Origin of the sequence: Sphingomonas echinoides ATCC 14820, from assembly GCF_000241465.1 — a bacterium.
In the GTDB taxonomy this organism is placed as follows: domain Bacteria; phylum Pseudomonadota; class Alphaproteobacteria; order Sphingomonadales; family Sphingomonadaceae; genus Sphingomonas; species Sphingomonas echinoides.
In genome coordinates this window covers 99,205-121,386 of the sequence record NZ_JH584236.1, presented here as the reverse complement: position 1 = coordinate 121,386, position 22,182 = coordinate 99,205, and the positions used below count along the sequence as shown (strand labels likewise).

25 protein-coding genes and 1 pseudogene are annotated in these 22,182 nt (G+C 60.0%); 20 read left to right on the top strand and 6 right to left on the bottom strand.

Annotated features, from left to right (window positions below; all coding sequences use genetic code 11):
* Positions 1 to 18 precede the first annotated feature (18 nt).
* The gene (locus tag ON00_RS19980) at positions 19 to 858 is read right to left on the bottom strand and encodes a LytTR family DNA-binding domain-containing protein (RefSeq protein ID WP_010409010.1); all 840 of its coding nucleotides are present in this window, start codon (positions 856 to 858) and stop codon (positions 19 to 21) included.
* Between the two features lie 316 nt (positions 859 to 1,174).
* Between ON00_RS19980 and ON00_RS19010 the strand changes: the two genes are divergently transcribed.
* Positions 1,175 to 3,355 (top strand): AsmA family protein, encoded by a 2,181-nt coding sequence (locus ON00_RS19010; protein WP_010409007.1) that lies wholly within the window; start codon positions 1,175 to 1,177, stop codon positions 3,353 to 3,355.
* Positions 3,356 to 3,606: 251 nt separating this feature from the next.
* Here ON00_RS19010 and ON00_RS21280 read toward each other — a convergent pair whose 3' ends face one another.
* Positions 3,607 to 3,783: a hypothetical protein gene (locus ON00_RS21280; protein WP_245535653.1), complete on the bottom strand. Its 177-nt coding sequence runs from the start codon at positions 3,781 to 3,783 to the stop codon at positions 3,607 to 3,609.
* Between ON00_RS21280 and ON00_RS19005 the strand changes: the two genes are divergently transcribed.
* Positions 3,700 to 4,848, top strand: coding sequence for an FAD-dependent oxidoreductase (locus tag ON00_RS19005; RefSeq protein WP_245535649.1), 1,149 nt, complete (start codon positions 3,700 to 3,702; stop codon positions 4,846 to 4,848). The two genes, ON00_RS21280 and ON00_RS19005, sit on opposite strands and share 84 nt — an antisense overlap.
* A gap of 253 nt (positions 4,849 to 5,101) precedes the next feature.
* Here ON00_RS19005 and ON00_RS19000 read toward each other — a convergent pair whose 3' ends face one another.
* From ON00_RS19000 to ON00_RS18995, 3 genes are all read right to left on the bottom strand, one after another.
* Positions 5,102 to 5,752 (bottom strand): DUF5597 domain-containing protein, encoded by a 651-nt coding sequence (locus ON00_RS19000; protein ID WP_010409000.1) that lies wholly within the window; start codon positions 5,750 to 5,752, stop codon positions 5,102 to 5,104.
* A 103-nt stretch (positions 5,753 to 5,855) separates the two neighbouring features.
* Positions 5,856 to 6,086 carry a hypothetical protein gene (locus ON00_RS20765; RefSeq protein WP_010408999.1) on the bottom strand — a complete coding sequence of 77 codons (231 nt, stop codon included), beginning with the start codon at positions 6,084 to 6,086 and terminating at the stop codon, positions 5,856 to 5,858.
* Positions 6,087 to 6,295: 209 nt separating this feature from the next.
* Positions 6,296 to 6,667 (bottom strand): hypothetical protein, encoded by a 372-nt coding sequence (locus ON00_RS18995; protein WP_010408997.1) that lies wholly within the window; start codon positions 6,665 to 6,667, stop codon positions 6,296 to 6,298.
* A gap of 199 nt (positions 6,668 to 6,866) precedes the next feature.
* Here ON00_RS18995 and ON00_RS21425 point away from each other — a divergent pair.
* The 8 genes and pseudogenes from ON00_RS21425 to ON00_RS18955 all read left to right on the top strand — a co-directional run.
* Positions 6,867 to 7,295: pseudogene (locus ON00_RS21425) on the top strand (hypothetical protein); the annotation flags it as partial.
* Positions 7,296 to 7,380: 85 nt separating this feature from the next.
* Positions 7,381 to 9,516: a TonB-dependent receptor gene (locus ON00_RS18985; RefSeq protein ID WP_010408994.1), complete on the top strand. Its 2,136-nt coding sequence runs from the start codon at positions 7,381 to 7,383 to the stop codon at positions 9,514 to 9,516.
* A 362-nt stretch (positions 9,517 to 9,878) separates the two neighbouring features.
* Entirely contained in the window at positions 9,879 to 11,342 is a 1,464-nt protein-coding gene (locus ON00_RS18980; RefSeq protein ID WP_010408992.1) for a phosphotransferase, read from the top strand.
* Between the two features lie 48 nt (positions 11,343 to 11,390).
* A complete protein-coding gene (locus ON00_RS18975) occupies positions 11,391 to 12,197 on the top strand; it encodes an SDR family oxidoreductase (protein ID WP_006949676.1) in 807 nt (268 codons plus the stop codon).
* A complete protein-coding gene (locus tag ON00_RS18970; protein ID WP_006949678.1) occupies positions 12,194 to 13,000 on the top strand; it encodes an enoyl-CoA hydratase/isomerase family protein in 807 nt (268 codons plus the stop codon). The genes ON00_RS18975 and ON00_RS18970 overlap by 4 nt, the downstream gene beginning before the upstream one ends.
* 178 nt (positions 13,001 to 13,178) lie before the next feature.
* Entirely contained in the window at positions 13,179 to 14,891 is a 1,713-nt protein-coding gene (locus ON00_RS18965) for an LVIVD repeat-containing protein (protein WP_010408975.1), read from the top strand.
* Between the two features lie 225 nt (positions 14,892 to 15,116).
* Positions 15,117 to 15,242 carry an enoyl-CoA hydratase-related protein gene (locus tag ON00_RS21275; protein ID WP_010408972.1) on the top strand — a complete coding sequence of 42 codons (126 nt, stop codon included), beginning with the start codon at positions 15,117 to 15,119 and terminating at the stop codon, positions 15,240 to 15,242.
* A 60-nt stretch (positions 15,243 to 15,302) separates the two neighbouring features.
* Positions 15,303 to 16,474 (top strand): IS3 family transposase gene (locus ON00_RS18955; protein ID WP_086010597.1). Its coding sequence is split into 2 segments (ribosomal slippage): positions 15,303 to 15,567 and positions 15,567 to 16,474, totalling 1,173 coding nucleotides; the frame shifts between segments, so codons are not numbered across the junction.
* On the opposite strand, the gene ON00_RS20365 is transcribed toward ON00_RS18955, so the two are convergent.
* Positions 16,471 to 17,082, bottom strand: coding sequence for a recombinase family protein (locus tag ON00_RS20365; RefSeq protein WP_154651470.1), 612 nt, complete (start codon positions 17,080 to 17,082; stop codon positions 16,471 to 16,473). The genes ON00_RS18955 and ON00_RS20365 overlap by 4 nt on opposite strands.
* A 235-nt stretch (positions 17,083 to 17,317) precedes the next feature.
* Between ON00_RS20365 and ON00_RS20755 the strand changes: the two genes are divergently transcribed.
* The 10 genes from ON00_RS20755 to ON00_RS20985 all read left to right on the top strand — a co-directional run.
* A complete protein-coding gene (locus ON00_RS20755; protein WP_154651469.1) occupies positions 17,318 to 17,608 on the top strand; it encodes a hypothetical protein in 291 nt (96 codons plus the stop codon).
* Positions 17,609 to 17,917: 309 nt separating this feature from the next.
* Entirely contained in the window at positions 17,918 to 18,175 is a 258-nt protein-coding gene (locus tag ON00_RS18950; RefSeq protein ID WP_029623224.1) for a FitA-like ribbon-helix-helix domain-containing protein, read from the top strand.
* Positions 18,172 to 18,597 carry a type II toxin-antitoxin system VapC family toxin gene (locus ON00_RS18945; RefSeq protein ID WP_010408958.1) on the top strand — a complete coding sequence of 142 codons (426 nt, stop codon included), beginning with the start codon at positions 18,172 to 18,174 and terminating at the stop codon, positions 18,595 to 18,597. Before ON00_RS18950 ends, ON00_RS18945 begins: the two co-directional genes overlap by 4 nt.
* Entirely contained in the window at positions 18,590 to 18,952 is a 363-nt protein-coding gene (locus ON00_RS20750) for a hypothetical protein (protein ID WP_148648490.1), read from the top strand. Before ON00_RS18945 ends, ON00_RS20750 begins: the two co-directional genes overlap by 8 nt.
* Positions 18,949 to 19,260 carry a hypothetical protein gene (locus ON00_RS20745; protein WP_148648491.1) on the top strand — a complete coding sequence of 104 codons (312 nt, stop codon included), beginning with the start codon at positions 18,949 to 18,951 and terminating at the stop codon, positions 19,258 to 19,260. Before ON00_RS20750 ends, ON00_RS20745 begins: the two co-directional genes overlap by 4 nt.
* Entirely contained in the window at positions 19,260 to 19,841 is a 582-nt protein-coding gene (locus ON00_RS18940; RefSeq protein WP_010408953.1) for a recombinase family protein, read from the top strand. The genes ON00_RS20745 and ON00_RS18940 overlap by 1 nt, the downstream gene beginning before the upstream one ends.
* A 309-nt stretch (positions 19,842 to 20,150) precedes the next feature.
* On the top strand, positions 20,151 to 20,489 hold the full coding sequence (locus tag ON00_RS18935; RefSeq protein ID WP_010408952.1) for a single-stranded DNA-binding protein: 339 nt from the start codon (positions 20,151 to 20,153) through the stop codon (positions 20,487 to 20,489).
* A 216-nt stretch (positions 20,490 to 20,705) separates the two neighbouring features.
* On the top strand, positions 20,706 to 21,380 hold the full coding sequence (locus ON00_RS18930) for a ParA family protein (RefSeq protein WP_010408950.1): 675 nt from the start codon (positions 20,706 to 20,708) through the stop codon (positions 21,378 to 21,380).
* A complete protein-coding gene (locus ON00_RS18925) occupies positions 21,377 to 21,724 on the top strand; it encodes a hypothetical protein (RefSeq protein WP_010408947.1) in 348 nt (115 codons plus the stop codon). Before ON00_RS18930 ends, ON00_RS18925 begins: the two co-directional genes overlap by 4 nt.
* 128 nt (positions 21,725 to 21,852) lie before the next feature.
* On the top strand, positions 21,853 to 22,182 hold a 330-nt coding region (locus ON00_RS20985), incomplete at its 3' end, for a hypothetical protein (RefSeq protein WP_010408944.1).

The window sequence follows — 22,182 nt, the reverse complement described above, 5'->3', positions numbered from 1 at the left end:
ACAGCTTCGGGTCGGGGGTCAGGCGCTCGTCAGCGCCGTCACATCTGCGGCATATCGGCGGCCGACCGGCAGTTCGGCGCCCCCATGCAGAATGATTACCAGTGCGCCGCATGACTTGCGTTCCACGGCCTGGATGCGTTGTTTGCGGCAAAGGGCCGAACGATGCACCCTGATGAAGCCGCTCGATTTCAGCCTGTCCTCCAGCGACGAAAGCGAACTTCGTAGCAGGCCACCCGAATCGGCAGCATGGGCGTAGACATAGTTGCCCTGCGCTTCGAGCCAATCGATGTCGTCGACGGAAAGAGGGATCGATCGCTTGTTGCGCTGAACCCAGATAGTGGGACTTGCCTCCGCTTTCGCTTCAGCCGCCTTCGGCGGTTCGACAGCTGCCTTCCTTGCCGAAGAGATCAGCGTGATTCCACTCAGGAAATAGCCGCTCCAGACCAATATCCATCCCCCGTGATCAGCAAAGCCGAATGAGCCGGGATCGGTCAGGTCGTCATACATGATCCGTAGGAGCAGCAATGCCACGGAAGCCGCGATCGTGCTGATGATCGGCCAGACAAGCGGACGTTTCACGCTCAGGCCCATCCGGCGTCCTGTCCACGCAACCGCGAACAGGAATAGCATCGCGCCGCAAAAGGTCATCGCCAGGCGCTTGAGACTGAAAAAGTCGATCGACGTGGGCGGAAAAAATACCGACCTGACTGAAAATATCACATAAGTGCTTCCCCAAAACAGGATGGCGAAAAGCGCTGCGGTCTGCGCTTCCGCCAGCGGCTTGCCACTGGACATGGTGAGCAGCCCGTGCCGGTCGTCGCCGGGACATCGTTTATCATATGGGCGATGCAAGCGCACAACCGCTCCCTTCGGCTCGCAGTTATAGCACCGGCGCTCCCCAGCGTTGGCACTCTTTAGGATTATGGATGTTGGGATTAGCCCAAAACTGGACTTGTACGGTTTTGCGCCGGTCACCTATCTCATTATACCACCTTGGCAGCGAACGCGGGCGGGCTGATACCGCCAATGGAAAGGCAACCCTCTGGTGGGTGACACCGACACAATCCCCAGTTAATTGGGCGGTCCCTTCGTATCTCGTCTGGCGGCCCCATAGTTGTCAGGTCAACGAAAGCGGGAGATTGGAGCCAAAAGCGCGAAGCCGCGTTCTTTCGCGATGGCCGATGCCGATCCTCTCCGGCCGGACACTCCGGCCATCCAGAAGCCGCTTCCCTATGGGTTCGCGAGCGGCATTGGTCCCACCTTGTCCCGCACGCGCGAACGATGGGGCACGCTTCCGCTACCGGTACGCATCCTACTGTGGATCGTCGCGATCATATTCGCCATCTGGCTGATCCTGTTCATCACCAAAGGGCGGTTCCTGAAGGAGCCGTTCGAACGCACATTGTCCAGTCGGCTTGAGCGCCAGGTTCGGGTGGGAGGTGACTTCCAGCTCTATTTCGCACCAATCGACATAAGGCTCCGTGCCGAGCGGATGACGGTTGCGAACGTCTCTTGGGCAAGTCGCCCTGATTTTTTCCGCGCCGACCTCATCGACACGCGGGTTGCTCCGTTCAGCCTCATCTTCGGAGAGAAATATCGTGTGCGATGGCTCGAACTTCGTGATGCGGCAACTGACCTCGAATGGTCCAGCGACGGCCGGAACAACACATGGACCTTTGGCGATCCCGACAAAAAAGGCGAGCCTCTCGACCTGCCATTGATCCGCCGAGCGTTGCTGGCCGGCACGACCCTGCGGTATCGCGACCCGCGCATGCAGCTCAACGCCGATATCGGTTTCGAGACTGTAAAGGCGCAGGATACACGCTTTTCCAGCGATGTGCGCTTTTCGGGCGATGGCACCCTGCGGCAACGTCCCTTCACCTTGCGCGGCGGCCTTTTGTCTCCCAACGCGACGGTCACGGGCGGCAAGAACAGCCTTGCCCTGCATGCGCAGGCGGGCTCCACCGTGCTGGAGGTGAGCGGCACGCTGCCCGGTGCGACCGAGATTGAGGGCGCGGACCTTCGTCTCGTCACCCAAGGTCCCAATCTTGCCCTGCTGTTCGATTTCCTCGGCGTAGCCATTCCCGAAACACGCGCCTATCGCTTTACCTCCGCGCTTACCAAGCAGGGCGACGAATGGCGTTTCACGCATCTTAAAGGCCGCTTCGGAGACAGCGACCTGGCCGGGCGCATGACCGTATCGCTTCCTGATAACCGTTTACTGCTGAACGCTTCGCTTGCTACCCAAACGCTCGATATCGTCGATGTCGGCCCCTTCATCGGCTACGATCCCCAGAAACTGGAAACTCAAGGCGCGAAAGGGACGATCCAGACTGTCGGCGGCACTCCACGCCTACTTCCCGATGCCCCGCTGCGGGTCGAGGCGCTCCGCAATTTCGACGCTAAGGTGGAATATAATGTGCGCCGCGTCCGCGCCGAGAATTTGCCCATTTCCAATATCGCGCTGAAGCTGGCGCTTGAGCGCAGCCTGATCACGCTTTCGCCTCTCACCTTCGATATGACAGGCGGACATGTGAGTTCTGACATTGAAATCAACGCGCGAGGCGCTCCGGTCCGCACGGCCTACGATATCCGTCTGTCGCCCACGCCCATGGGCAAGCTTTTGGGGCGTTGGGGTGTTGAAGAATCCGGCACGACGGGCACAGTCAAGGCCCGCGTACAGATGACTGGCCTGGGTGACACGCTGCACGATTCGCTCGCTACGTCCAACGGCCGTATCGCGGTGATCCTGCCCGCGGGGTCCATGTGGGCGCGTAATGTCCAGCTATCCGAACTGGACATAGGCACGTTCATCACCAAGATGTTCGCGGGAAAGCTTAAAAAGCCGGTCCAGATTAATTGCGGCCTGATCGCGTTCACTGTGCGCAATGGTGTGGCGGCGGCTGATCCCATAATCATCGACACGACAAAGAACGTGATGGTCGGACGGGGTGGCTTTTCGTTTCGCAATGAAAGCCTGGACCTGGCTTTTCGAGCGGATGGCAAGAAGTTCAGCTTGTTTTCCGGTCAATCCCCCGTGGGCATCAAAGGCTATTTCGCGAAACCCAGCATTGACGTGATCAGCCCCGAATTGATCGCGCGAGGCGGGGTGGGCGCTGCCCTTGGCATTGGTGCCACTCCGCTGGCCGGAATCCTCGCCTTTGTCGACATTGGCGACGCGAAGAGCGCAGCTTGCGGACCAGTACTTGCGGGGGCAACGGCCGCCGCCCAGCGGACCAAGGGCGGGACGCCTCGTGATGACGTAGGGCGCGGCACAACGGCCAAGGATGAGGCGGGCAAAGAAAGCAAGGACGAGAAAAAGAGCCAGGATAAAAAATTTCTAGGCATCTTCTGATTCGCTGGAATGTGAAGTCGGGACAGGGAATGACTGACGAGCAAGTCCGAAGGCCACGCCACCTCTGATTTTAGAGAAGTGGGCAACCAAACGGCATGATATTCATCCTACTACAGGCCGCCCGCCCGGATGAGCCACACACCATCTTCCAAGAGCGACCCTTCTCCGTCGCTCAGCGGCCGAATTGCTCCTTCGGATTGCAGACCGGCGGCTATCGCGTGATCACGCGTGAAACGCTGCCTTGCGGTTGCTTAAGTAAAGCGTAGGCTCACGGCATGATTGATCGAGCCCCACATCAGCTTGTGATTGTCGGCGGCGGTCCAGCTGGGATGATGGCGGGCCTTCTGTTCGCTCGCGCTGGTGTACCGACCCTCGTGCTTGAGAAGCATGCCGACTTCCTGCGCGACTTTCGCGGTGACACGGTACATCCATCTACCTTGGACTTGTTCGACGAGCTCGGCCTTCTTGAAGCCCTTCTGACCCGCGAGCATGACAAGGTCTCGTCAGTGGGCGCTGTGATCGGCGGCCGCGAATATCGGATCGCCGATTTCAGCCGCCTTCCCGGTCCTGCTCGCTTTATTGCAATGATGCCGCAATGGCATTTTCTCGACTTCGTGGCAGACGTCGCGCGGCGGCTGCCCGCGTTCACCCTGCGCATGGAGGCTGAGGCCGTAGGCCTGGTCGAGGGCACCGATCGCGTCGAGGGCGTAAGACTGGCAAATGGCGAAACACTCGAAGCGCGACTGGTCATCGTCGCCGATGGACGCAGTTCCCGGCTGCGGGAAGCGGCTGCGTTACCGTTACAAGATCTCGGTGTGCCGATCGACGTGCTCTGGTTTCGGGTGCCAAAGGCGCGGACACCTGACAATCGCACACAGGGCTACATCGATCGGGGCGAGATGATCGTCACCATTGACCGGGGCGACTATTTCCAGTGCGCCCGCGTGATCGAGAAAGGCGCGGCGGACAGAATACGCGCGGCGGGCATCGAGCGCTTCCGGGGCGATGTGTCGGCGACGGCACCATCGCTGACAGACCATATCGCAGCGGTCGCTGTCTGGGACGATGTGAAGCTTCTCACCGTATCGCTTGACCGGCTGACCCGCTGGCACCGACCGGGCCTGCTTGTTATCGGGGATGCAGCGCATGCCATGTCGCCGGTGGGCGGCGTCGGCATCAACCTTGCGATCCAGGACGCGGTCGCCGCCGCAAACATTCTTGCCGCTCCGCTGAGTGCCGGAATTGATCCTGATCCGCTGCTCCGCCAAGTGCGTGCCCGACGCATGCTGGCCGTCCGCACGATCCAGGCCATACAGCGCGCCGTCCATCGGAATGTCATCGGTGCGGCCATGCGCAGCACAGCGCCACGCGCGCCGGCTGTCCTCCATTTGCTGCAAACGATCCCAGCGCTTCAGGCCCTTCCGGCAAGGTTGCTCGGTCTCGGCATCCGGCGCGAGCACATTCGCTCTCCGGCCTTGCCTGCGTGGCGCTGAACGAAGCCGACCCATCGCGGACACTTAGCGATCATTTCCGATCCCTAGGTGTCGACGGTCCGCTTTTGCGACGGCTACCGACCAGCTTACGACGTTTACCAGCAGGGATGGGAACGGCCGCTTGTCCCAAGACGAGCCGTTTGCTGGACGTAACGCTGCCCGGCAGGAACGCGCTGAAATTCGGCCGCAAGACACCCTGATCGGCAAAGATGAAAGCTACCGACCGATCTGGCTTTTCAAAGCCAAAGGGCTTTCACTTCGATCTCGGCTGCATCAGCTTGATGCGGATGGAGCCGATCCGATCGGTCGGGACCACACTCAAGCGCTCATCGCCATTGAGTGTGCGGCCGGGCTTCCAGCCTTGTGCGGCGAAACGACCCTCTTCCACGCGATCGACTTCCGCCAATCTCGAACCAATTGCAAAATCAGCGGTAAATCCCTTTCCGACAATGAAAAAGGAATCGTTCCCTTCATCGATGATCAGACCAAATGCTCGGCTGTCTCCGGGGGCCGGACGCGTTCCGGGGCCTTCGGTTTCGCTCGGCATCGGAGGGGGCGGAGGGGGCGCTTGCAAACCGACGTCGAGCAGCATTTGCTTGAGAAGAGCCATCGTTTCCCGAACAGTGATGGTGTAGCCGCCAAGGTTGATGACCGCGGGATTCCCATCATTCAGGAGAACGCCTGCGATACGTCCTTCAGCCTGCGCTTTCGTGATCACTTGGTCCATGTCGGACAGTAACGAGTAGGCTTGTGCTAACTGCCCATCGATGCGGCCATCCTCGATTCCGAAGACGGAATAGCCGATCGTACGGTGCTGGCCGAGCACCCAAAAGATGTCACCAGTCCGGAACTGCGCTTCCGGGACGAACAGCGGATTTCCGGCACGGTCGTAGTCCTCCAGCACTTCCTTGGTGTTGGGCGTGTATCCTTGACCGTCCCCGCGTCAATCTTCTACTCGTGGACCGCGCTCGCCCGCCTCTGCTCGCGAAGCTGCCAACTATCGGCGATCATGGAAATCCACTCTGAGTCGAGCATTCGACGCATGGCCAGGCGCCGATGTCCTCGCCGACGAGCGACCCGATGGTACGCATATTCGCCTTCGCCGACGGAATCAGCACTTCAGGCAGCACCAGCACGCCTAGAAATGAGAGTTTCGCTCTCACCCCTGCAAGCAGCTTATCAAGTATGTCATTTTGCCCGGTCGCCGAGATGAGGGAGGCGCATTTGCTGCCGTGCATGGCACGGCGATCTCGCCGGACGGGCTCATCGAGCGAGACCAGCCTCAGATTATCGAGACCTACAGGCGACCCAGGGGCAATGGCGCATTACCGTTCCACTTCCTATATCGCAGGCCGAACCCAGCAGCGGGTTCACGCTTCCCGCAATCGCCACCTACGCATCGGTCGCGGCCAGAGATTGCGTCGCGGCCATCGGGGGGCCCGACCGCTTAACCTGATTGTATGATCTCCAAAATCTCCGCGTCGAAACCCATGAGCGAGAACCACCGCCGATCAACATCTGCCCGGTGGATCGCCTGCTCAAGTACCTTGTCCCTGATCGTGGCGCTTGCAGCCTTGTCCCCATCATCGACGAGAGCGACCAACAAACCGTCCAAGGCTTTCTGGAGCGTGTCGGTTTGAGCAAGCGCAGGCAACCCTTTGCTTTGACCCAACGCGACCGTCAGGCTGGTAGCGGCCGCCATCGTTGAGGCTCCACCTATCGCATGCTCTGCGACGGTAATCGCCAGATCGCGGAAGTCGTCTGCTTCCTGCTGCTCGAATGCGGGCGTTTCGGCATATTGCGCAAGCGTGATCTGCAAATGGCCGATGACGAGTTGGGTCTGCTCGCGGGCACCTGTGACAAGTGTTCTGACGACGGACAGTCTGCGACGCCAAAGGCCGCCCTCACGTCCTCCTGCTGACGCCCGGCAACGTCCAAGACTGCAAGGTCGCGAAGAACTGCATCGAGGCCCTGCCACCCTCCGGCGAACTCGTCGCCGATAAAGTTATGACAGCCAAGAGCTGCGCGGGTGGCTCGACGACCGCGGTACCCAGGCCGTCATCCCGCCGCGCCGCAACCGCAAAATCCACGACGACTACGACCGCGCCATTTACAAGCAGCGCAACGTCATCGAGCGCATGTTCTGCCGCCTCAAGGACTGGCGACGCCTCGCTACCCGCTTCGATCGCAACGCAAAACTTTATGGGAGCTCTCGCGCTCTCCGCGGCCGTCATCTGGTGACTGTGGTGAATCCGGACCCTAATCAAGAGAGTGAGCCGACCGTGGTGCTCACGTCGCGGAGAGTCTGTGGGCGGTCCGACGCCCTGGGGAACGACGCGGCCCGCCGCTCCGCGCGCAAAACTGCCAACGCACCGGATGACGAGATAACTAAACGATTGACTATATCCTCAGTGCGGCTAGTGTGTATGGAAACACTGGGGGGATGATATGAATTTTTGGGGTGTGTCGAGCGGCGCGTTTATACTTTTCTCATGTGCGCTGGCAGCGTCTGGTGCAGGGGCTCAGACTCCCGTGGCTGCGGGTGCCGGCGCAACCGAGCCCGGGTCGGCCGCGTCAGAGCCTCAGGCCCCGCCGTCGAGTGGCGGCAATGACGGCTCCGACATCGTCGTGACCGCGCTGAGGCGCAGCGTCAGCGTTCAGGATATTCCCGCTTCGATCACCGCCGTGAGTGGCGACACCCTTCTCAGCCGGGGCGTCACTGATACCATAGCCCTGGCCAATGTGATTCCTGGATTGGTGTTCGTCCCCAACTTCGGCAACACCATTGTGACTATCCGCGGCGTCGGCTCGACCCTTGTGGCTGGTTCGTCCGAACCGACGGTCGCGATCTATTCGGATGGCGCCTATTTGCCCCGGCCTTTCATGGGAACCCTGCGCGCGGTCGACCTCGATCGCGTCGAAGTCCTGCGCGGGCCGCAAGGGACTCTCTATGGCCGCAATGCTACGGGCGGTGCGGTCAACTTCATCTCCGCTAGCCCAACCAAGACGTGGACGGGGCGCATCGACGCTATTGTAGGAGGCCGCAATCAGGTCGGTATAAGCGGGTTTGTCTCAGGGCCACTCTCCGATGGCGTGCAGATCAGGCTCAGCGGCGGACGTGAGAAGCAGGATGGCCCGGTCGAAAACATCCTCAGGCCCCTTAACGTGGTGGAGCGTATTGGCGGCGGAACGGACGCCAAATATGGCCGTGTCGCGCTGCGCCTGACACCTACGTCTAGCCTGACGGTGGACCTGTCGCTCCGCTATGATGAGGACAATGCGGCCAAGATCGACCAGAGCCCGGTTGGGCCGATCAGCCTCGGGGTCGAAGGGGTGGATTGGACGAATGAGCCTTGGAAGGCGATCTCGAATCGCCCGCACAGTGCGGTAAACAAGCTGCTCATCGGCCAGGCAGGCGTGACGTGGGAGGCGTCCGATGCGATCACCGTCAAGTCTCTGACGAACTATATCCTTGGGAAGACGCGGACCGCCAACGACGACGATGGCACCGCATTTCCCTACTTCTATACGGCGATTTGGCCGCGTCGATCCGAATCGATAAGCCAGGAGTTCAACCTGTTCGGAAATTTCGATAAATTTAATTTCATCCTCGGGGCCTTCTATTACCACGAGGAATATAAGAGTGTTCTAGATGTCATCATCGAGAATCCGGATCCGGCGGCGGTCCTGACGCAAAATCTTGGCCAGCAAGCCAAAGTGGACAATTTTGCGGCATACTTCGACGCGACCTATTCGTTCACGGACGCCTTGAGGCTGAATGTGGGTATGCGCCTCAATTACGACAAGAATGAGTATGAGTCGATTTCGGGCCTTGAACCCCTCATCCCTACGGTAGCAGTCGCGGGCGGCACCATCAAAAAAACCAAGTTGCTCCCAAAGGTTGCCCTTCAATATGATTTCACGCCAGAAATCCAGAGCTACATCCAGTGGAGCCGCGGCTACAAGGGCGGCGGCGGCAACCTGCCGGCAAGCGATGGCTCCGCGCCGGCTTTTGGACCGGAGACGCTCGATTCCTACGAGCTTGGCGTGAAGTCCCGCCTGCTCAACGGCAAACTGACTGCTAACTTCGCGGCCTTCTACTATGACTATTCGGGCCTGCAGGTCGAAAAGCAGGTTCCCCCGATCGGCGTCCTCACGGACAATGCGCAAGCGAAGGCGTATGGCGCCGAACTTGAGATCCGATACAGCCCAGTCCCCGACCTCACCTTCACCCTTGCGCCCACATACGTGCACACGGAGTTCACGGAGTTCACCTCGACGGAGCCGCTGACGCTCGTCCCCTACGATCTCGCTGGAAAGACGTTGAATTTCGCGCCGAAGTGGACCGTTAACGCGAGTGCATCCAAGCGTTTCGATCTTGGCGGAGAACTGTTGAACGAGCTAGAACTCACCGCAAGTGCGCGGCACAATTCGACCGTCGTCTTCTCCTACTTCAACCTCGACGCCCTTGACCGACAACGGCCTTACACCGTGGTTGACCTAAACGCGACGATCTCCGATGTGGACAGGAAAACCACGCTGTCGCTGTTCGTCAACAATTTGGGCAACAAGGCATACAAGACTCTTACGGGTAATTTCGGGGTTGGATATATCGGTCACTGGGGTGCCCCCAGGACGTGGGGCGCGCGCCTCAGCCGCTCCTTCTGATCCGAGCGAGCGCCATGCGGGCAGGGTCGTTCGGATGAGCGATCCTGCAAGCTCAAATCAGTTAGATGTTTGATCGCGGGGTTTGATGGTAAAACACCCACAGAGGTGGGTCGGGAAATTTGACCAGCGGGATGAGTGGGTCGCCGGCCTGACGACAGCCATGGTGGTGGCGGCACAGGAGGCCAGATGAGTAAGCGACCCCGCCGGAATCGCCGTCTGGCGTTCAAGGCGAGGGTTGCATCGTCGCCCGCAGGTACGCGCGCGACCTGGAAGATTACCTCGGACGCCCCTTTTCGCGGTGAAGCGGCGCGCGCAACCCGTATCTGTCCCAGTATATTCAGTTTAGCATCAAGGATCCTCATATGCATCGCTCGGGCATCGAACTCATCAACCTGTACTGGGAAGAAGTCTGGAACAACGGGAACCTGGAACTGATCCGCGAAATCTGTGCGAGTCCTATCGTCCGGCACGACGCTAATGAGGTTACGAGCCTCACGCACGATCAGCAGATCGCGCGCGTCGCGGCGCAGCGGACAAGGCTTCCCTTCTTCACCCATGAGGTGCTGGTCGCCGACGAGCATCATGTCTGCTCAGTCTGGAACATGACGATCCGGGAGGGGGGTGAGCGGGAGCTCTGCGGCATTGAGGTGTTCCGGGTGGAGGAAGGGCGCCTGTCGCACTGCTGGAATTCCGGCTACATTCCCGGCCTGTGGGGTCGCGACGGTGCGGAGCGGGAGGCGCGCGAGCCCGCCATCCTGCCGTCGCTGAGCAGTATCGATACCGACTGGATCCAGGATATCTTAACCTCTGTCGACAAGAGCACCCCGCGCGTTGGAGTGCTCCAGTCGGTGGATCGTATCGGCAACGGCACGCTGAGCGAGACTGCTCGCGTCGTCCTGCATTACAATGCCGACCCCGAAAACTATCCCACCACGCTTTTCTGCAAGTTCAACCGGTCAACCCCCGAGATCGACGCTGCGAACAAGCGGGTGGGCTTCTATGAGCGTGAGATCAACACCTACAGCTTCCTGCGCGACCATCCGGACATCTCGGCGCCGAAGGTATATTTCGCCGCGACCAATCCCGACACGGGCGCCACCAACATCGTCCTCGAAGATCTCTCGACGCGAACCACGCCAGGCGACCAGGTCAGGGGCGCTTCGGTCGAGGAAGCGGACGCGGTGGTACGGGCGCTGTCACACCTCCACGCCAAGTTCCTCGGAACGGAGCCGAGTGACTGGCTGTTCGATCGCCAGCCCCGTGCGGCAATGTTTCATGATTCGTACCGGATAGGCGCCGCAGCGCTCAAGGAATTCCTCGGCAGCGCCGTTGACGCCTGCGATTACGAGCTGATCGACAGGTTCGAGCAGCTTTATCTTGATTGGGTGAACCTGCCCGTCGGCACCAAGACGGTGCTGCACGGCGACCCGCGCGTCGACAACATCTTGTTCGAGGCGGGCCCGTCCGGGATCAAGGCGTGGCTCATCGATTGGGGGATGACCGGGGTCGGGAGCCCGCAGTTCGATTTGGCCTACTTCCTGACGGGCAGCGTGCCCGTCGACATGCGGCGCCAGCACGATCGACGCTGGATCGCGGAGCATGCAGCTGAACTCGCCAAGGCTTCCCCGGCCTACGATCTCGCATCGGCGGAAATGATGTTCCGCGCTCAGGCCGTGGCGCAGCTTGCTGCAACCGTGCCGGCCGCGCGTACCGTCGAGCGCTCGGCACGCGGTGTCGAGCTTCTGACCACCCTCGTTCAGCGCAACTGCGCCGCCGTTCGCGACTGGGATGCCTTCGGCGCCATACGCTCGCTTTCTACAATGTGACGGGGGTCGCGGCCCCTAGCTGGCTAACTACGCCGAAAAGGAAACATCATGGATCTGTTTCGTAAGGGCGCCTTCAAGGGCAAGACCGTTTTCGTCGCTGGCGGATCCACGGGCATCAACCTCGGCATCGCCGAACGCTTCGGCGAGATGGGCGCCAACGTCGCGGTCATCAGCCGCAATGAGGAGCGGATTGCTGTCGCGGCTGAGCGCGTGAAGGCGACGGGCGCCGACGCCATCGGCGTGGTTGCCGACGTTCGCGACTTCGACGCCGTTTCGCGTGCGTTCGCTGCAACTACCGAGAAGTGGGGCGAGATCAACGTGGTCATCTCTGGCGCCGCAGGCAATTTCCTTTCGCCCGCGACCGGGCTGTCGGCCAACGCCTTCCGTACGGTGGTCGAGATTGACCTGCTCGGCACGTTCAACGTGCTCCGAGCCTCGTTCGACCATCTTCGCAAGCCTGGTGCGTCTGTGATCTCGATCACGGCCGGCCAAGCCAAGCGCCCGGTCATGTTCCAGGCGCATGCGAGCGCGGCCAAGGCGGGCATCAACAATCTCACTGGGACGTTGGCGATGGAGTGGGGCCCGGCCGGCATCCGCGTCAACGCCATCTCGCCTGGCCCGATCGGAGACACCGAGGGGATGGCCCGGCTTGCTCCGTCGGACGAGGCCACCGCCAAGTTGAAGAGCCGTCTTGCCTTGCGGGACTACGGCACAAAGCGCGACATCGCGGATGCCGCGCTGTTCCTTTCGAGCGACAATGCCCGCTACATCACTGGGGTGGTGCTCGAGGTCGATGGTGGCCTCCTGCTCGGCGACGCCTCGGCGGACGCCCTTACCCTTCCGGACCGTCGATGATGACGCTTGAGATCGATCGGCGCGGCGCGGTCGATTGGGTGACGTTTAACCGCCCCGATCGGCTGAATGCTCTCAGTCCCGAGCTTGTCGAGGCGCTACACGAGTACTTCGACAGCCTGTCCCGCGATACCGACACCCGTGTGGTGCTGCTGCGGGGGGCAGGACGCGCCTTCTGCGCGGGTCTCGACCTCGGAGCGACGGGCGGCGGCGATCTCGACGCCACCGCGCACCTCGCAATCCAGCGGAGGGTCTCGGAAATCGTCCTGAAGATGCGGTATTGCCCCCAAGCGATCGTCAGTCTGGTCCATGGTCCCGCCTGCGGCGGCGGCTTCGCCATGGCGCTCGCATCGGACATCCGCATCGCCGGAGCCAGTGCGCGGATGAACGCGGCATTCGTCCGGATCGGCCTTTCGGCATGCGACATCGGCGTTTCATACTTCCTCCCCCGTCTCGTCGGGGCGAGTCTCGCCGCCGAACTGATGATGACGGGGGATTTCATCCATGCCGAACGAGCCTTGCAGCTGGGTCTAGTAAGCCGCGTGGTGGCTGACGAGGACTTGGAAGTCGCCGCGGAGCCGCTCCTTGACGCGATGCTGACGACGTCACCCCTCGGTCTCAGGCTGACGAAGGAATGCCTTCGGATGTCAATTGATGCGCCGAGCCTCGAGGCGGCAATCGCGATGGAGGACCGCAATCAGGTCATTGCAGGCAGCGCGCCTGAGTTTCAGGAGGGAGTCGCCGCGTTTTTCGAGAAGCGCCGTCCAGCTTATGCGGCCGAGCTCGTGAAGCGGACCAAGCGGTGAGCGCCGCAGCCGGGACAACATCTTCGGAAGGCGCGGCCGGAAGCAGCGTCGTCTCAGCGACCGGCTTCATTTCGACGATATCAGCGACGCCCGGGCGAACGCAACGGGCTACGAATTCCTCTGTGTCGCACGATGTGTTGTGGCAAGATTGAGGACGCGCCAAGCAAAGGAGAGAAAGATGTTGCGGATGTTAAGCGAAGCGCATGGGAATGTTGTTCTTGCCGATGATTTGCCCGCCAAACCGGTCGGCGTCATGAAGCCGGGCATGGTCGAGATCGGGGCGGCGACGCACGATAGAGCATCGCGGCGTTCACCGACGATCCGCACCACAGAGGCTCTTTCGCGCCTGACTGCGGTGACAGCCACCAAGATTCGGAGGCTCGCGGTCGTTGCCCCGCTCGGCCTAGCCTGTCTGTGTAGCGGATGGCCGGCGTCTTCCCAGGTCGTCATTGGTCCCGGCGATCGCCCCGAAACCGGGCTTCAGGGCCAAACCACGATCGAAGACGTGGTGAGCGGCCGGTCCAAACTTCCTTATCATGCTGGCGTTCGCCTCGTCGGTCGCACGGACATCTGGAACCGCGGCGGCAATTTGCAGCTCTCATGGGTCGATCAATGTGCCTATGTATCCACCTTCAAGCAGACAGGCCCGATAACCGCCAACAGCCGATCTGCCTTGTTCCTCCGCGAGCCAGCGGGCGTCGCGGTTATCGACGTAAGGGACCCCCGGGCTCCAAAGCCCGTGCGCTTGCTGCGGGACCGGGGCTCGATCGATGCGGTAGAGACGATGCACGCGATTGCGGCACCAGGTCGCAAAGTTCTCGTCGCCGGCGCCTACTCGGGAGGAATTGCTGGCCGGGGCGAGGAGGACGCAGCTTGGCTCAGCATCTACGATGCCTCGAACTGCCTGAATCCCAAATTGCAGAGCGAGTTCAAGTGGCCCGCCAACATCCACATGGTGACAATCTCTCCCAACGGTCGTCGCGTCTACGGTACAGAAGTCGTGCCCGGACTCGGTTCGGGGAAGGGTGGCGTGCATGTGCTCGACATCAGCAACATGAAGCGCCCCCGCTATCTCGGCCGCTTCGGCGCCACGCGACCCAATGGATTGACGGCTGGGTTCACGCCACATGAAGTGTCGATCAGCCGTGATGAGCGGCGGATCTACGCGGCTGTCGTCGCCTCCGAAACCGGGGACGTGCCTGTGGAGAACGGCAGCGTCTACATTCTCGATAACAGCGACATCGTCGATGGGCGCTCTCAACCGAAGATGAGGCTCGTCGGCGAAGCCAAGCAAGGCGGTTGGCATTCTGTCGTGCCCGCGTCGATCAACGGAGTTCCACACCTGGTGGGTGCGGCCGAACTGGGCGCCTGTCCTGGAACATGGCCGCGGATCATCAATATCGCGGACGAGAAGAATCCAAAGGTCGTCGGCGAGTTCAAGCTGCAAATGAATATCAAGGAGAACTGCGACGCGATACGATTTACTCCTCGGAAGGAGGATCCCTATGCGAGCTTCATCCCAATCCCAGACATCACCGAGCGCCTCGGCGCGGTTGCCTCGCATTTCAACGATGTCGACGATGCAAGGAACACGAGGCTTGGTCTGTTCCCCTTCTTCGCTGGCGGAGTGAGGATCGTTGATTTGCGCGATCCTACAAAGCCGGTTGAAGTCGGCTACTATAAGCCGGGTGCGAATCCCGATACCCCGCTAAGTGGCAACGGGCTAAACTGGACAGGGTTGAACGACCAGGTAAGCGACGGGTGTACGTCGCATGTACGCTATGTTCCCGAGTCCGGGCACATCTGGTTCGCCTGCGTCACGACCGGTTTCCACGTTGTCGAACTGAATCCGGACCTTCGCGCTCGCCTCGGCTTCCCGACCGTGAAGTGATAACCTGTGTCGGCCGCTGGCGGCTCGGCTTGAGGGCTGTCGGCGGGGGGTAGATGACGGAGCCCCTTTCGTCGCGGCGAGGCGCAAAACAGTGCGGGAGGCTTGTTCGCGCTCGCCGCGATCATGGCTGGGCGCGTTCTCCGCCTCCCGCCGCACATTGCTGGACCGAGCAACTTGAGCGACCGATCAGGCAATGAGCCAAGGGTCGCTCCAAGGGAGAAGAACATGCGTTACGAACACATCACGCTGGAATGCATCGAAGGCGTGGCGACGATCACGATTAATCGTCCCGAAGTGCTGAACGCGCTGTCCATGCAGACCCTCGACGAGATGATGGATGCGCTGGACTGATCTGCCCCCCGCTGAGTGGCCCAGAGACTATGATAGTCTGGACCACGAAAGGGAGTTTGAATGCCAAGCAAGAAGCACAAGCCGGAAGAGATTATCGGCAAGCTGCGTGAAGTTGAGATCGTGCTGGCGCAGGGCGCGAGCACAGCCGAGGCGTGCCGCCGGATCGCGGTCAGCGAGCAGACCTATTATCGCTGGCGCAAAGAGTATGGCGGCCTGAAGACCGACCAGGCACGACGGATGAAAGATCTGGAGAAGGAGAATCTGCGGCTTCGCCGTGCGATCTCGGACCTCACCTTGGACAAGCTGATATTACAGGAGGCGGCCCGGGGAAACTTCTGAGCCCCGCGCGGCGGCGACGCTGTATTGATCATGTGCGACGAGCGCTTCCGGTGTCCGAGCGACGGATCTGCCGGGTGCTGGGACAGCATCGATCGACACAGCGCAAGGTTCCGCGCGGGGCAGATGACGAACAGGCGCTGACCGAGGACATCATTGCGTTGGCAAAGCAATATGGTCGCTACGGCTATCGGCGGGTGACGGCATTGCTGTGCCATGCGGGTTGGACGGTGAACCATAAACGGGTTGAGCGGATCTGGCGTCGCGAGGGGCTCAAGGTCCCGCAGCGGCAGCCAAAGCGCGGGCGTCTGTGGCTTAACGACGGATCATGCATCCGCCTGCGGCCTGAATATCCAGGGCATGTTTGGGCCTACGACTTCGTCGAAGGTCGGACGCATGATGGCCGCAAGTTCCGCATCCTGACCATCATCGACGAGGCCAGCAGGGAATGCCTGGCGCTCATCGTCGCACGTCAGCTGCGACATGAGGATGTGCTGGCCGCCTTGGCGGACCTGTTCATCACGCGTGGCCCGCCAGCCAATATACGGTCAGACAATGGCAGTGAATTTATCGCGACGGCCGTCCAGCAATGGCTGGGCCAGATCGGGGTGAAGACGCTCTACATCGCACCGGGATCACCGTGGGAGAATGGCTATAATGAAAGCTTTAACGGGTCGCTTCGCGACGAACTGCTCAATGGCGAGATCTTCTACAGCCTGGCCGAGGCGAAGGTGCTGATCGAAGCCTGGCGGCGGCACTACAACACTGTCCGGCCGCACAGCAGCCTCGGCTATCGACCACCGGCCCCAGAAACGGCCTCACCGCCATATCCGGCCTCCGGTTCCGCTTCGCTACACCTCCACCCGGATATGGCGGCGGCGAGCATAATCCACTAACAAACAAACCGGTCCACTCGGTGGGGGCAGATCACGCTTTCCTGGACAACCGCACTGCGGCCGCCGGGAATATGCCGATAGAGCGTGGAAGGTTGCACACCGAGCTGCTGTGCAATCTCACCAACAGTTATGCTTGGGTTCGCCAGCATGGCTCGCGCCCGCTTAATCTCAGCGGGTCCCATTGATGGTTTTCGGCCACCGCGTCGGCCCATGGCTTTAGCTTGAGCTAGCCCCGCATGGGTGCGTTCGTGGCCGAGCTCACGTTCGAACTCTGCTACCGCCGCGAAGACATGGAAGACTAAGCTTCCACCAGGTGTGGTGGTGTCGATCGCTTGTGTGAGAACTCTCAATCCAACATTACGGCGTTGCAGTTCTGCCGTCGTCGCGACCAACTGCCGAGTGGAACGGGCGAGGCGGTCCAGTTTCCACACCATTAAGGTGTCGCCCGCATTGAGATAATTCAGCGCGGCCTTCAACTCAGGTCGTTCACGTTGCGCTCCCGACATTTTCTCCGTGAAGACACATTCGCATCCCGCGTGATGAAGAGCGTCGAGCTGGACCGCTGGAGACGGATCTCTTGTGGATAATCGAGCATAACCCACGATCACATGCTTTCTCCGAAAACTCGTTGCGACAGCTCGAAATTCAGGAGAGGCATACAGGAGAGTGATTTGGGAGACAACAGATAAGAACAAACGGGGTACATAACCGCATTGCGTGGCCATCCTCCTCTCGGGTCGTGGGGTACAACATGCATTGACTGGCCACGGCGTATAGATTCCATAGGCTTGAACCGACTGACGGACACACATACATACATACGTAAGAGTTTTGGAGATGCCAATGGCCTATATCGACCCACGATTGGTTACTTCCCCCAAGGGCCGCGTCGAGAGGCTCGAGGTAATTTATGACGGAGGCGAAGGGGATTATGCGGTCGCATCAATGTCATGGGATGGAGAGCCAGCCACAGGGGTTCGCTGGAACGGCGGTGACAAAGGTGAGAAGTTTCAGGGCTTAGGTAATCCGCAGAGCCGTGGGATCCCTACTTGGTTTATTCTACCCGATCCGATTGCTGAGCTTGTCCGTGCCAACCCTGAGGCACTTGTTCCTAACGAACCTTCTGCTCGTTAGGATACACCGGTGTCTCTCGATGGCGATAACGCGCTGGGCAGCGATTTGGCGCGGTGCCGATGCAGATGTCGGAGAGTACATTTTCAGGATGCTCAAGCGCACTCTCCGACATTAACGGCAGCATCGGTCTGACAAAAAAACGGTGGTTTAGTTGACTGACAACCACATCGCCGGAAGCCCGCAGAAATGCGTTGCCAAAATCGGCCGATTTCTGGTCTGTCAACTTAATGAAAAAAATTCCGTATTAAGTTGACATCCTCGCCCTGAATGATAGCATTTCTTGATTATGCTATCACGGAGGCGAGCGACATGCCAGCTTTAACGATCCGCAATATTCCGGACGACATTCACAGAGGGTTGAAAGCCCTGGCGGCGAAGCATGGCCGGAGTGCGGAGGCCGAGGTGCGAGAGCTGATCGCTTCCGCCGTCTTTCCTTCCCAGCGCCAGCGTCTCGGGACAGCGATGACCGACGTTTGGGGTTGTGTCAGGCTTACCGAGGATGAGGCTCAAATCATTGATGGCGCGCGCGATCGCGCGCCGGCCAAGCCGATAGGCTTTGAAGAATGATTGTGCTGGATACCAACGTCATATCGGAAATGACGAAGCAATCGCCTTCGCCTGCTGTCGTTGCGTGGTTGGACGCGCAGCGCGCAGAGACACTTTATCTTTCGGCCATCACAATCGCAGAAATCAGATTCGGGATTGCCTGTTTGCCGGAAGGCAAAAGGCGGGACGCTCTTTTGCGGGCCTTTGCTTGCATAGAGGATCTATTCGCAGGCCGCATCCTGGCATTTGATAGCGAAGCCGCGCGACATTACGCCGAGCTGGCCGCTTCCGCGCGCCGCATGGGGAACGGCTTCCCGACACCGGACGGCTATATCGCGGCCATCGCGGCAGCGCACGACTATGCCGTGGCGACACGCGACGTTGCGCCGTTTGAGGCGGGCGGCGTGCCGGTCATCAATCCATGGGAGAATGATAATGGCTAATACCGATAATGGTGGTGGTCCTGAATGGGACGACATGATTGAAGCCGTCATGGACTCGATGCCTCAGAGGCTATCGAATAGAGAATGGCGCTCCGTAAACGAGAGCGTGCATACTATCATTAAGGCTTATGTTGGCGATATATTTGAGCGGTCATCAATCGGTTTTCTTAAGTCGCGCGAGGGAAAATCGGAAGTTCGTCTATGGATGAGCATCGGGCAGGATTGTGTCGATTTTCAGAAGGGCTTTGATACCGAGAAAGCAATTGCCAAATCCTATTCGCTTGAAGGGCTGAAACTGGCCCGCGATGTTCTCAACGCCCGCATTGAGGAAATGGAGCGGGAGGGATGCCCATGAAACTGGCCAATTTCATGCAAAAACTTCATGCAGCGGGGTTTGAAATCACTGTGATTGATAGCGAAATCCCTCTTTGGATGGTGGCATTAACGACACCGGAGGAAGTGGAGCGCGATGAAGGCGGTACGTGCTTCAATGGGATTCCCATTTGGACGGGTGATCGTTGGAATATTTGCATCCAGACTACCACGCCTGCTGTCCACTCCTCTGAATGGTATCGGCATTTCCATGCCGAATTAGCGCAAGCTGTATGTGATGAGGATGCTGATGGCCGAAAGGTGACGCCCAAAAATCTGGGAGACGATTAATGAAGATCGGGTATGCCCGCGTCAGCACTGGCGAGCAGAACCTAGCGTTGCAGATCGACGCCCTGCGCGCCGCTGGTGCCGAACGGATCTTTGAGGACAAGGGCGTAAGCGGCTCCACCGTGTTCAAGCCAGCCTACGGCGATATGTTGCGCCACGCGCGAGCTGGTGACGAAATCATGGTTTGGCGGCTCGACCGTCTAGGCCGCTCTCTCCCTGGCCTGATTATCGAACTAGAAATGCTGGGAAGCCTTGGCGTCGGGTTCCGATCACTCACGGAGCAGATCGAAACGGTGACACCGGCAGGCCGGTTGTTTTTCCATATGGTTGGGGCATTTGCCCAATTTGAGCGTGATGTAATCCGCGAGCGCACCAACGCGGGGATTCAAGCAGCGCGCCGCGCTGGTAAGAAGCTGGGGCGGCCTGTGTCGATCAATGAGGATCAATGGAAACAGGCCAAGACGCTGCTGGCTGAACCTCACAAAATGAGCGTGGTGGCAGTCGCGGGTCTGTTGAATGTCACCCGCCAGGCCATCTATAAACGGCTCAGCGCTGAGAAACTGGCCGAACCAGTCGAGGCTTGATCCATGGAATACCCCCCTGCCCTTCCCTTCGATTAGCGCACTCCCCTTAAGCGTCGCCTTTCCTTGGGCAGCTACCTAGGCCGGTGATGAATGTGCGAGCGAGCATATCCCCTCGTGCTCGTCACTGCTGATTGACGCACCTGGGCGGCTCCCCCTGCCTCATGCGGGATCGGACCTTCGGCCCCAAGCAGAAAACCACCGCTACGCGCCAACGGTTTCCGCAAGCGGACCCTCCGTTTTTCAGCTTGCCCGCGTCAGGGGGGCCGCCCCTCCAAAGTGCGTCAGCAACGACAGCACGAAGGAACGGACATGCAGAACATCGCTGAATTTCGCATCATCGGTCGCATCGGTAGCACGGAGATCAAGGAAAAGGTGGCAACGCTCGACGTTGCAGCAAACTACGGCCGCAAGGTCGGCAACGATTGGGAGGACGATACCCATTGGAACCGCGTCACCTGTTTCGGCAAGAATATCGAGCGCGCAGCCAAGATGGCCAAGGGCGACTTGGTGCATATCACTGGTCGCATCCGCCAATCCCGCTACGATCGCGAGGGCCAGACCGTTTACGGCGTTGACCTGATTGTTGATCGCTTGGCCGTGATCGCGAAGAATGGCCGCCCCGCCGATGACGATCGCGACGAGGATTGAAGCGTGCGGGCGGCGCTACGCGCCGCCCATTACATTACATGCAAATCAAATTACATGCACATACATGCAATGCTATGTGCAGGCATGTAAATGGCATTGCAAGGCTGTCATTGCCATTAAATGGCTTTCCAAGGCTTTCAAGTGTCAGTATGATATGCGCATGCCTTTGCTGTCTCATGCAGGTTCGGGGCATCCTATGAATGTAAAGGAAAGCAAATGGCAGTCATCGCCTTGGCATCCCCGAAAGGAGGTTGCGGCAAATCCACAACGGCAATCGCGTTGGCCGGTGCATATGCCGAGCAGGGCTATACCGTCAGGATCATAGATGCCGATCCCCGCCAGCGTGTCATGCGCTGGGGCGAGGCGGGGCAAACTGGTCCACAGATCGCGGTCGTAAGCGCAAAGGCAGAAACGATTGTTGCAACGATCCGTGCCGCCGAGAGCGAGGCGCAAATTGTCATCATCGACGTGGAGGGAAGCGCGAACATGGTTGTTCCGTTTGCCATCGCCCACGCCAATTTCGTCATCATCCCGGCTAACCCATCAGCGGCGGACGTGGAGGACGCTATCGCAACCGTGCGCGTCGTTCTGGACACCCCAAGCAAGCACGGACGCAGTGTTCCTTACGGGCTGCTATGGACGCGCGTTTCAACAGGGTTCCAGTCTCGCGAGTTTGCGGCGCTTGCTGGGCAACTCGCAGAGGCAGGGGTGCCGGTGATCGGCCAGTTTGTCGAACGCACCGCCTACAAGTCACTGTTTTCATACTGCACCACATTGGATCAGCTCCCGCGCGACGAAGTGCCGGGCACCGACAAGGCGCGGGCCGAGGGGGCCGCGCTTGCGAACGCAGTGGCCGACGCGATTTTGGCCGATCAGGAGAAAGCCGCATGACCGAGCCGCAAAAGCCTCAGAGGCGCAACCTGGGCCTGCCTCTGGCATCGGTGCGTAGTACGGCAACGGAGACGCCTGCGGCCGACGACAGCGCCAGGGAGACCGCGCTGCGTCACGGGTTCGACAATGTGCCGATCGCGGCGAGCGAGGTAGATCGCCTGAGAGCCAATCAGAACAGCGAACCACCGCGCCGGAAACGTGGGGCAGGGCGGTCGATGCCCTTCTCGGTGAAGCTCTCGCCCGCCACGATGGAATACATATACGAGGTGGCAAACTCGCGCGATATTCCCTTGGCACAGGTGATCGAGGAGCTTGTGGAGGCTCATCGAGAGGTCGCAAAGTGATGCGCCGTCGATGACGATCAACGAGAACGGGGAGGGCAGGGCCAACCCCTAAAATGGCGGGCGAGGCCGTTGGCTGGAACCAGCGACCCCGCCCTAATCACAACCGCAAAATTGGAGCTTTGCGAATCATGACTGACACCACCCTACCGAATCCGCATCCTGCGAGCGATGCAGCTTGGACCGTTGTGCTTGCAGATTATCGAGCCGCAGTTACGAGCTTTCATGCCGAGGTGAGCCGCGCTGCCGCTGCCGGTGACGACATTGACCAGGCCACCGCCGATGCTCACGCATTTGCAGCCGTCGCGCTTATCGGGACGCCGGCAACGCATGTCGTGCAGATCGGCCAGAAGATCAGAGCAGCCGACAATCTGGTAAATCTCGGGCAGCTCTATCCCAACCTCGCAGAGATCCTTCTGAGGGACGTGCTTGGCTTGATCGGGATCACGAGCGGGGATGAT

Bases quoted from the DNA above. Each gene is read 5' to 3' on its own strand.
- ON00_RS19010 (WP_010409007.1), top strand. From the start codon at position 1,175: ATGGCCGATGCCGATCCTCTCCGGCCGGACACTCCGGCCATCCAGAAG.
- ON00_RS21280 (WP_245535653.1), bottom strand. From the start codon at position 3,783: ATGTACCGTGTCACCGCGAAAGTCGCGCAGGAAGTCGGCATGCTTCTC.
- ON00_RS20765 (WP_010408999.1), bottom strand. From the start codon at position 6,086: ATGCACGGCAGCAAATGCGCCTCCCTCATCTCGGCGACCGGGCAAAAT.
- ON00_RS18980 (WP_010408992.1), top strand. From the start codon at position 9,879: ATGCATCGCTCGGGCATCGAACTCATCAACCTGTACTGGGAAGAAGTC.
- ON00_RS18975 (WP_006949676.1), top strand. From the start codon at position 11,391: ATGGATCTGTTTCGTAAGGGCGCCTTCAAGGGCAAGACCGTTTTCGTC.
- ON00_RS18970 (WP_006949678.1), top strand. From the start codon at position 12,194: ATGATGACGCTTGAGATCGATCGGCGCGGCGCGGTCGATTGGGTGACG.
- ON00_RS18965 (WP_010408975.1), top strand. From the start codon at position 13,179: ATGTTGCGGATGTTAAGCGAAGCGCATGGGAATGTTGTTCTTGCCGAT.
- ON00_RS21275 (WP_010408972.1), top strand. From the start codon at position 15,117: ATGCGTTACGAACACATCACGCTGGAATGCATCGAAGGCGTGGCGACG.
- ON00_RS20755 (WP_154651469.1), top strand. From the start codon at position 17,318: ATGGCCTATATCGACCCACGATTGGTTACTTCCCCCAAGGGCCGCGTC.
- ON00_RS18950 (WP_029623224.1), top strand. From the start codon at position 17,918: ATGCCAGCTTTAACGATCCGCAATATTCCGGACGACATTCACAGAGGG.
- ON00_RS18945 (WP_010408958.1), top strand. From the start codon at position 18,172: ATGATTGTGCTGGATACCAACGTCATATCGGAAATGACGAAGCAATCG.
- ON00_RS20750 (WP_148648490.1), top strand. From the start codon at position 18,590: ATGGCTAATACCGATAATGGTGGTGGTCCTGAATGGGACGACATGATT.
- ON00_RS20745 (WP_148648491.1), top strand. From the start codon at position 18,949: ATGAAACTGGCCAATTTCATGCAAAAACTTCATGCAGCGGGGTTTGAA.
- ON00_RS18940 (WP_010408953.1), top strand. From the start codon at position 19,260: ATGAAGATCGGGTATGCCCGCGTCAGCACTGGCGAGCAGAACCTAGCG.
- ON00_RS18935 (WP_010408952.1), top strand. From the start codon at position 20,151: ATGCAGAACATCGCTGAATTTCGCATCATCGGTCGCATCGGTAGCACG.
- ON00_RS18930 (WP_010408950.1), top strand. From the start codon at position 20,706: ATGGCAGTCATCGCCTTGGCATCCCCGAAAGGAGGTTGCGGCAAATCC.
- ON00_RS18925 (WP_010408947.1), top strand. From the start codon at position 21,377: ATGACCGAGCCGCAAAAGCCTCAGAGGCGCAACCTGGGCCTGCCTCTG.